We start from the raw sequence: 8,853 nt of genomic DNA, 5'->3' as shown, positions 1-8,853 counted from the left end.
GCCGGCCCCGTCTGGCCGGCTTGCAGATCTTCAGAAGCGGTCAGATCTTCAGAAGCGGCAGATCTTCAGAAGCGATATGTCGCGGCAGCGCCGAACGTGCGGGGCTCGCTGGACGCAACGCGGTTGGCCGTGCTGCCGGGGAACACCGTATTGTTGAGGCCGAGCGCCCCGCCCAACGGCTGGTACACGGACAGCGGCCAATAGTTCTTGTCGGTCAGGTTGCGGGCGAAGAGAGACACGGTCCAGCGATCGTCGGCGCCGGTCAGCGAAATGCGACCACCGAGCAGCGCATAGCCGTCGGCGCGCGACTGAGGGTTGGCGTCGTTCACCGTGCCGACATACTGGCTGGAGACGAACGAGACGGTGCCGTTGACGCCGAGCCGCATCCCGCTCGCACCAATATCGGTACCCCAGTCGATCGCGACATTACCCGACCATTCGGGTGAGAAGGTGTTGGGCTTGCCGCTTAGGTCCTGCGTGCCGGGAAGGCCTGGCAGGTTCGAGGCATTGGCAAAGGAGGTGAATTCGGAATCGAGATAAGCGACCGAGCCGGAAATCGAGAGATCGCTGGTCGGCGCGACGGTCAGGTCCACTTCGGCGCCCTGCTGGCGCAGCTTTCCGGCATTGCGCACGATGAAGCTGACTCCGTCGAACGCGCGGTCCTGAAACCCGCTGATGTCCATGCGATAGAGCGTGGCATTGGCCGTCACGAGGCGGTCGAACCACTTGGACTTCACGCCCAGCTCGTAGTTCTTGACCGTTTCACGGTCGAACAGGCGCTTGGTCGAGATGAGGTTGCCGCTGCCATCGACGACCGAGAGCGAAGGCGTGCCGCCGCCCGAATTGTAGCCGCCGGACTTATAGCCGGTGGAGTGGTTGGCGAAGACCAGCAGATCCCGGTTCGGCTTGTAGTTGAGGCTGATTCGGTAGGTGAAGCGATCTTCCTTGATGCGCGGGAAGGTGAGGGCCTCGGTGGCGCGCAAGGTCTGCGTGAACGGGCTGGAAACCTGCCTGTAGGTGCCGCGTTTGCGATCGCTGGTCCATCGGCCGCCGAGCGTCAATGTGAACTGGTCGCTCAGGTGCAAATTGCCCTGGCCGTAGGCGGCGATGCTCCTCACGTCCTGGAACACGTCCTGATCGGTCGCGGCGACGCCCTGGTTCACCGCATAATAAGCGGCGCATGCGGTGCGCGCCGGCCCTGCGGGGACGAGCACGCCGCAGAAGCTGGTGCCGAGGTTGAGCTGTTCGCTCAGGGCGAAGTCTTCCTGGAAGTAATAGAGGCCCGCGACCATGTCGAACTTGCCGCCCAGCCACTGCTTCTCGGGCGAGATGAACTGCAGCTCATGGTTGTGGCTCTTCGAGTCGAACAGGCTGCGGCGCGAGGCGAGGCTGACCGGGAAATAGACGATGTCGCCATCGAGCTGGTCGTTGGTCCAGACGCGGTAGCTGTTGACGAGCTTCAGCGTGCTGCCGCCACCAATGTCGAGCGACGCCGTGCTGGAGATGCCCCAGTTCTCGTCGACCAGCCCGGTGGCCATGAACTGGTTCATCTTGCGGTCGTCGAGGTTGGTATCCGGCCCACCGTTGAATGCGGCGCGGATGAACGCGAGCCGCGCTGCGCTAACCGATTCCGGATCGAAATCGAAATTGGCAACGCCATCACCATCAAGCCGGGTGTAGTCGCCGCGCACGATCCATTCGAGATTGCCCAGATCGGCCTTCAAAGTGCCACGGACCGAGACGTCGTCCGAACCGCCGTAACGCTTGCCGTCGAGACGGTTGTTCCACGGGCCCTTGTACCACTGCCCCATCCCCGCGACGCGCAGCGCGACATTCTCCGCCAGCGGCACGTTGACGTTGCCGAAGACCTTGTAACGATCGAACGAGCCGATCTCACCGGTGACTTCCCCGCTGAACTCGTCGCGCGGCAGCGCGCTGCGCAGCGAGAGTGCGCCGACGCTGGCATTGCGGCCGAACAATGTGCCCTGCGGCCCGCGCAGGACTTCGACGCCCTCCATGTCGAGGAACGCGCCAAGTACCGCGCCTGAACGCGGCACATAGATACCATCGAGGAACACCGCGACGCTCGGCTCGATCAGCGTGTTGGCAAGCGAGCCCACGCCGCGGATGCCGATCCGCGTGGAACCGGTGTTGGACGAGCGCACTGACTGGAAGTTGGTCGCCACCTTGCCGAGATCGAGCACGGTCACGACGTTCGCCTTCTCCAGCGTTTCGCCGGTGAACGCGGCAATGGAGATCGGCACATCCTGCACGCTTTCGGCGCGCTTCTGCGCGGTGACGATGATGTCGCCGCTGGCCGGCGCGTCCGTTTCGGTTGCGCTTGGCTGCTTCGCTTCGGTTGTGCTTTCCTGCGCGCTGGCGGCAGAGGCCGTGGCTGCAAGTATAGCAAAGGCGCTTGCGCAAAGGCGCACGTTTCCAAAAGACATTTCAGGTCCACCCCACTCTGGTTGTAAGCGACCCTGATAGCTGCCTATCGGGGTCCATTTTTCACAATTGGCGACAGCAATTTCGCAATACGTGTCACACCAGGCCCGACTTGAGGGTCGCCAGAACCATCACCGCCAGCAGTACAGTCTCGGCGAGCATCAGAATCACCGGCTTGAACCCAAGCTTCACGATGTCGCCCAGCCTGGTCTTCATTCCGATCGCCGCAATCGCGGTGACAAGGCACCAGCGTGACACGTCGTTGGCCGCTTGCCCGACCGCCTGCGGCACGTTCACCGCGCTGTTCAGAATGATCAGGCCGACGAAAGCCGCTACGAACCACGGGAGCAGGGGCGGGCGTGCCGCGCCGGGCATGCACTGCCGGCGTGCGATCTGACCGGCGATCAGGATGACCGGCAGCAGTGTCGCAACGCGCAGCAGCTTGACGATCGTGGCGGTATCACCGGACTCTGGCGAAATGGCATATCCCGCGCCGACGACTTGCGCCACGTCGTGGATCGTCGCGCCGATGAAGACGCCGGCTGCGAGATCATCCAGCTCGAAGGCGCGGGCGATCACTGGATAGGCGATCATCGCCAGGGTCGAGAGCGCCGAGACCCCGATGATCGTGAACAAAGTCGCCTGTTCCTTGCGATCGTGTCCCGGCAGCGAGGCCGAGATGGCCAGCGCCGCCGAGGCGCCGCAGATCGCCGTCGCGCCGCCTGACAGGAAGCCGAACAGCGGGTTGAAACCCATCAGCCGCGCCAGCAGGATCGAGGCGAGGATCGTCACGACAACCAGCGCCAGCACCATGACCACGGGCTCCCAGCCGAGCGAGGTGACCTGCGCCCAGCCGATGCGCATCCCGAGCAGCGCTACGCCGAGCCGCAGCAACCCCTTCGACGCCAGGTCGATGCCGGGCCGCGTGTGTTCGGCCTCTGTCGAAAAGTTGAACGCCATGCCGAGCAGCAGGGCGTAGAGCATGACCGGGGCCGTGTAGTGCTCCGACAGGTACGTCGCGGCAGCAGCGACGACGAGCGCCAGTCCGAGGCCCGGAGCGGCGGCCCAGGCGCGGTCCGGCAGCGCTCGCATGGCTCAGCTTCCCTCGGGCTTGGCTTTGGCGAGGTCGCTTAGATAAGTGCGGCGCATCGCGGCGAATGCGATTGCGGCAGCAAGGCAAGGCAACGGCAGCAGTTGGAAGGCCCCGGCAAGGCCGATCATGTCCGCCACTCGGCCGGTGACGATCGGGCCAGGCGCCAGACCGATCAGATTGTTGGCGAGGGTCAGCGTCGCGAAGGCCGATCCGTGGATGGCGAGCGGGGTCAGATTGGCGACCATCGCGCCTGCCGGTCCGGTCGTGCCGGCGACGAGGAACATCGCGACGCCGATCAGGGCCAGTTGCGCTGCTCCCGGCGGCAGGAGCATGGCAAGCGCCAGGCTGGCAGCGGTGCCGAGGCTGTAGATGATGGCGAGGGTGATCTTCCGTTCAGGACGATCATGGGCGAGCCGATCGCTGAGCATGCCGCAGCCGATCATCCCGCAGCCGCAGGCGAGCAGCAGCAGCGCGGCGACCTGACCGGCCCGATCGACCGCGAAACCATAGTCGCGATTGAGATAGCTTGGCAGCCACGCCGGCAGAGACCCGCCGGCAAACAGCTGGAGGCCGCTGCCGAGATAGGCCAGCCGGACCGAACGGCTGCCGATCAGCGCACCCAAGGGCGCGCGCTTCGCGGCCGTGTTTCCTTGCGCGTGCGCTTCGTTCATCATGCGGATGCGACGTTCGCTTACCAGCAACGGGTAGAGCACGGCGAGCACCAGTCCGCTGACCCCAATGGCAAGGAACGCGGCGCGCCAGCCGTAACTTGCTGCAATCGTGCCGCCGAGCCCCAGGCCCAGCACCTGCCCGAACAGCGCGCCGGCCATGAAAGCTGCGGCCAAGGTTGCCCGAAGGCGCTGTGGAAAGACGCTGATGACGACTGCGATGCCGACGCTGCCATAGGCCGCCTCGCCGACACCGACGAGCGCGCGTCCGACAAGCATCTGCTCGAAGCCGGCGGCAACGGCGCAGAACAAGGTGGCGAGACTCCACAAAACGGCCATCAGGGCAAGGCTGCGCACGCGGCCCCAGCGGTCGGCCGCAAGCGAGAGCGGGAAGGTCAGCACGCCGACCATGACCGCGACCACACCCGAGAGCAGGCCGAGCTGCGTGTCGGTCAAGGCCCATTCAGCCTTGAGCAGCGGAAACACCGCGTTCAACACCTGGCGTGCCATATAGTCGGAAATGAGCAAGCCGAAGGTGAGCGCGAACACGATCCAGCTGTAGGCCGTGACCCGTGCCGGCCCTTCCGGCACCGGACCGGCCTGCGTCGCACCGGTGCTGATCGGCCCTGCCGCGACCAGTCTCATGCGAGCTGACTCTCGCCCGCCGCGATCTTTGCGATGAACGGCAGGGCATCATCCCATGGGCCGAAACCGGCGGGCGGATTGAGATGCCCGACCTCGCCTGCATCGTGCAGCCGGGCGCCCCAGCTTTGGGCAAACCCCGCAACCCTGTCGAAAGCGGCAAGCGGATCGTTGCGGCTGGCGACGACCGTCGCTGGGAACGGCAGGCGGTTCCTTGGGATCGGGCACCAGCCGTTCGCCTGAAGATCGGCGAGCGCCGGATAGCCCGGTGGCAGGGGCCTCTCGAGATCGGCGGGCGTCACCAGCAGCGCGCCCGCGACGTCCCGCGTCGGATTGTCGGCCCAGTGCGCGACCATCATGCAACCGGCGCTGTGCGCGACGACGACGACCTCGCCCGGGATGGCGTGCAACGCATGGTCGAGCGCTGCGACGCGGGCGGCGAGGCTCAGGCGGTCCTCGGTCAACGGTTCGACCGTGACCGAGCCCGGGATCGCCCGCGCCGCATGGGTCTGCCAATGGTCCTCCATGTGGTCGCGCAGGCCCGGAACGAAGAGGAATGTCGTGGTCATGCGACTTCGCGGATCGGCACGGCGAGTTCGCCACGTTCGCGGTTCGGCGCCATGCCAAGCCGGGCGAGGGTCTCCTCGGTCGAGTTATATTGCGTGCCGATCTTATAGATCCTGCGCGCTTCCTCGCCGTTGGCGACCTCGCGGCCGAGTTCGCGGCTGATCCGGACGAGCTGCTCGATCTGCGCGACAGAGCCCATCTTGTCGCCATGGGCATCGTAAAGCGTGTCCTCGTTCCCGCACCGCGTGTGCATTCCGAGCGCGATGGCGATCGTGTTGATCGGCAGGACGTATCCCATCAGGCTTTCGAGCGTGATCGTCGAGCCGTCTGGTGCGCGGCGGATGAATTCCATGAAATTGGCAGGGTTCGGCCCGTCGAAACCACCGCCGATGCCGACCCATGTCAGGTTCAGCGGGCCCTTGTAGTGGCCGCGCCGGACAAGGCGCTCGACGGTTTCCAATGCGGGCATAGAGGTCACCTGGAAGTGAGGCTGGATGCCCGCGCCGGTCAGGCGGCGCAGATGCTCCTCGACCCACTGCGGCCCCGCCGGAACGACCATCTCCCGATAGGCATGGTAGAGCGCCGGGCTGGCGATGCTCGTCTTGGAATATTCCCCTTCCTGCATCAGGTCCATGACGTTCATCTGGGTCGTCATGACTGCGATGGTGACCTGTTCCGGAGCGGGCGTGAGGTCGGCCAGCATGTGGCGCACCTCGTCCGACAGCCACTTGGCCTCGGCGCCGTCTTCTTCGTTCTCGGGAGCGAACGAGATCGAGCCACCTACCTGGATGATCATCCCCGGCACCGCGGTGCGGATCCTGTCGATCATCTCGTTGAACATCGACAGCCGCTTCGATCCATGGCCGTCGAGCTCGCGGCAATGGAGGTGCAGCACGGTTGCACCCGCATTGTAGCAGTCGACCGCCTTCCGGACCTGCTCGTCCATGGTCACCGGAATGTCCTCGGGGAAATCCTCGGGCATCCACTCGGGGCCGTAGGGCGCAACGGTGATGACCAGCTTGTCCTGGTTCTTCGGCAGTAGTGAGTCATCGAGGAACTGCATCGGATATCTCCTTCGGTCGGTGTCCTTGGCGGTCTTCAATATGGGCGGTCCCCAACGATCCCGGCGCGCTCCATGCGGCGGACGGTCGGAGCGTAATCCATGACGGCGTAGTGCTGGGTCGCGCGGTTATCCCAGATCGCCACCGAATTCGGTCGCCACCGCCAGCGCACCTGATATTCGGGGATCGCGGCGCGGCCTATCAGGTATTGCAGCAGGTTCGCGCCGCCGGGCGCATAGTCCTGGCCGTAACGCACGTTCTCGGCGGTGTGGTAATTGGTGAAGTGCGTGGTGAAGCCATTGACGTAAAGGATCTTCTCGCCGGTTTCGGGATGGGTGCGCACCACCGGGTGCTCGGCGTCCGGATATTGCGCCTTCAGGGCGTGGCGCTTTTCCTCACTCATCCTGGCACCGAAGCTGGCCTCGATCGAGTGGCGCGCCTTGAGCGGGGCGATGGTCTGCTTCACCCACTCCGGCAGGTCCGCATAGGCTTTCGCCATGTTCGCCCACATCGTGTCGCCGCCCACCGGCGGACAGGCGACGCAGCGCAGGACGCAGCCCATCGGCGGCGCATTGCGCCATGTCGCATCGCAGTGCCACGAGTTTTCGAAATAGTCGGGTGGCGAGTTCTCGTCCTTGTAGATCCTGACAAGACCGGGATGGTCGGGATCGCCGCCAAGCACCGGATGGTCCTCGAGCGAGTTCAACGGCATCGTCCTGCCGTCCGCCGATATGGACCGCCCGAACCTCAAGGCAGATGACGAACTGGCGTTGCACGCGCGGCAGTTGCTCGAAGCGGTGATGAGTCCCGCCGACAGAACGGCCGCGCAGGACGTGAGCCAGCTCATCCAACTTCTGCTCCCATCCGGACGAGCGACCATCCAGGGTTGCGCCGCAGCGCTTGGCGTCACCGTGCGAACATTGCAGCGGATGCTCGATGCCGAGGGAACCAGCTTCAGCATGCTGCTCAACCAGGCACGGATGCAACTGGCGACCCAATTCCTGTCCAATCCGCGTCTGCGCGTCACCGATATCGCCGACATGCTCGGCTACGGCTCGATCGGCGCCTTTACCCGCTGGCATAGCGCGGCCTTTGGGAGGACCCCCCGCCAGTCTCGTGATCATCGACACAGGGTTTAGGCGCTTTTTGGACCACATGGCTGGTCGGCGAGGGCGAGCCTCAACTGGTCTCGATCACAGCAGGCCCCTCAAAGCGGTAGGCCGACATAATTTTCGGCGATAGCCATTCGCATCGTCTCTGACGTCGCGATATAGTCGAGCTCGGCCATCTGGATGCGGCGATCGAACGCGCTGGTATTGGGGAAGCGGTGCAGCAGCATCGTCAGCTGCCAGCTGAACCGCTCCGCCTTCCACACCCGCGCCAGCGCGCGCCGGCTGTAGTCCGCGATCGCGTCACTGTCGTTCGCCTTGAAATAAGCGGTCAGCGCGCTCGACAGATAGAAGACGTCCGAGGCGGCGAGGTTGAGGCCCTTGGCGCCGGTCGGGGGCACGATGTGGGCGGCGTCCCCGGCGAGCATCAAGCGGCCGGCGCGCATCGGCTCGAACACGAAGCTGCGCAGCGGCGCAATCGATTTCTCGAGCGCCGGACCGCGCGTGATGTGCGGTGCGACCTGCGGCCCAAGCCGGATCGCGAGCTCGTCCCAGAGCCGCTCGTCCGGCCAATCCTCGAGCGCCTCGTCGAGTGGCACCTGGATATAATAGCGGCTGCGGGTGGCCGAGCGCATCGACGCTAGCGCGAAGCCGCGCTCGTGATTGGCGTAGATCGCCTCGTGATTGCACGGCGGCACGTCGGCGAGGATGCCAAGCCAGCCGAACGGGTAGATCTTCTCAAACGGCTGGGTGCGCGATGCGGGCATCGATGGGCGGGCGACGCCGTGGAAGCCATCGCAACCTGCGATGAAGGCGGCGTCGATGCGCTGCTCGCGCCCTTCGGCGGTGAACGTGACGAACGGCGCGTCGCTTGCCACATCGTGGAGCGTCACATCGGCGGCCTCGTAGATGATCTCGAGACCGCGTTCGGGCGCAGCCTCCATCAGGTCGCGCGTCAACTCGGTCTGGCCATAGACCGTCATCCGGCGGCCGGTGAGGGCGGCAAGGTCGATGCGGATCAGCCGCTCGCCGTCGGCGATATTGAAGCCGTCGTGCAGCTGCCCTTGCGCTTTCATCCGTGCATCGAGGCCGAGCCTGGCCATCAGGTCGGTGGTGACGGGCTCGAGGAATCCGGCCCGGATGCGGGAGAGCACGTATTCGCCGCTCTGCCGCTCGATCAGGATGCAGTGGATGCCTTCGGCGCGCAGCAAATGGCCGAGCAGCAGCCCGGCCGGCCCGGCGCCGATAATGGCGACCTGGGTCTTCAC

At 65.2% G+C, this 8,853-nt stretch carries 8 protein-coding genes; 1 reads left to right on the top strand and 7 read right to left on the bottom strand.

Translation table 11 applies throughout. The features are described from left to right. Positions 1-65 precede the first annotated feature (65 nt). The 6 genes from V6M48_RS10015 to V6M48_RS09990 form a co-directional block, all read right to left on the bottom strand. Positions 66-2,447 (bottom strand): TonB-dependent receptor, encoded by a 2,382-nt coding sequence (locus V6M48_RS10015; protein WP_332812392.1) that lies wholly within the window; start codon positions 2,445-2,447, stop codon positions 66-68. Positions 2,448-2,541: 94 nt separating this feature from the next. Beyond that, on the bottom strand, positions 2,542-3,537 hold the full coding sequence (locus tag V6M48_RS10010; protein WP_332812391.1) for a YeiH family protein: 996 nt from the start codon (positions 3,535-3,537) through the stop codon (positions 2,542-2,544). 3 nt (positions 3,538-3,540) lie between these two features. Then, positions 3,541-4,851 (bottom strand): MFS transporter, encoded by a 1,311-nt coding sequence (locus V6M48_RS10005; RefSeq protein WP_332812390.1) that lies wholly within the window; start codon positions 4,849-4,851, stop codon positions 3,541-3,543. Further along, positions 4,848-5,417, bottom strand: coding sequence for an RBBP9/YdeN family alpha/beta hydrolase (locus V6M48_RS10000; protein ID WP_332812389.1), 570 nt, complete (start codon positions 5,415-5,417; stop codon positions 4,848-4,850). Before V6M48_RS10000 ends, V6M48_RS10005 begins: the two co-directional genes overlap by 4 nt. Then, positions 5,414-6,478: a 3-keto-5-aminohexanoate cleavage protein gene (locus tag V6M48_RS09995; RefSeq protein ID WP_332812388.1), complete on the bottom strand. Its 1,065-nt coding sequence runs from the start codon at positions 6,476-6,478 to the stop codon at positions 5,414-5,416. The genes V6M48_RS10000 and V6M48_RS09995 overlap by 4 nt, the downstream gene beginning before the upstream one ends. Before the next feature lie 35 nt (positions 6,479-6,513). Further along, entirely contained in the window at positions 6,514-7,188 is a 675-nt protein-coding gene (locus V6M48_RS09990) for a TauD/TfdA dioxygenase family protein (protein ID WP_332812387.1), read from the bottom strand. A 19-nt stretch (positions 7,189-7,207) separates the two neighbouring features. Here V6M48_RS09990 and V6M48_RS09985 point away from each other — a divergent pair, with 19 nt between their 5' ends. After that, complete coding sequence (locus tag V6M48_RS09985) at positions 7,208-7,615, top strand: helix-turn-helix transcriptional regulator (protein ID WP_332812386.1); 408 nt, start codon at positions 7,208-7,210, stop codon at positions 7,613-7,615. Between the two features lie 68 nt (positions 7,616-7,683). Here V6M48_RS09985 and pobA read toward each other — a convergent pair whose 3' ends face one another. Further along, positions 7,684-8,853, bottom strand: a complete 1,170-nt coding sequence (gene pobA / locus V6M48_RS09980) for a 4-hydroxybenzoate 3-monooxygenase (protein WP_332812399.1) — start codon at positions 8,851-8,853, stop codon at positions 7,684-7,686.

Source organism: Sphingomonas sp., from assembly GCF_036677245.1.
Lineage (GTDB): Bacteria > Pseudomonadota > Alphaproteobacteria > Sphingomonadales > Sphingomonadaceae > Allosphingosinicella.
Note: the sequence above shows the minus strand (reverse complement) of the source record. Positions and strands in the feature narration are given on the sequence as shown.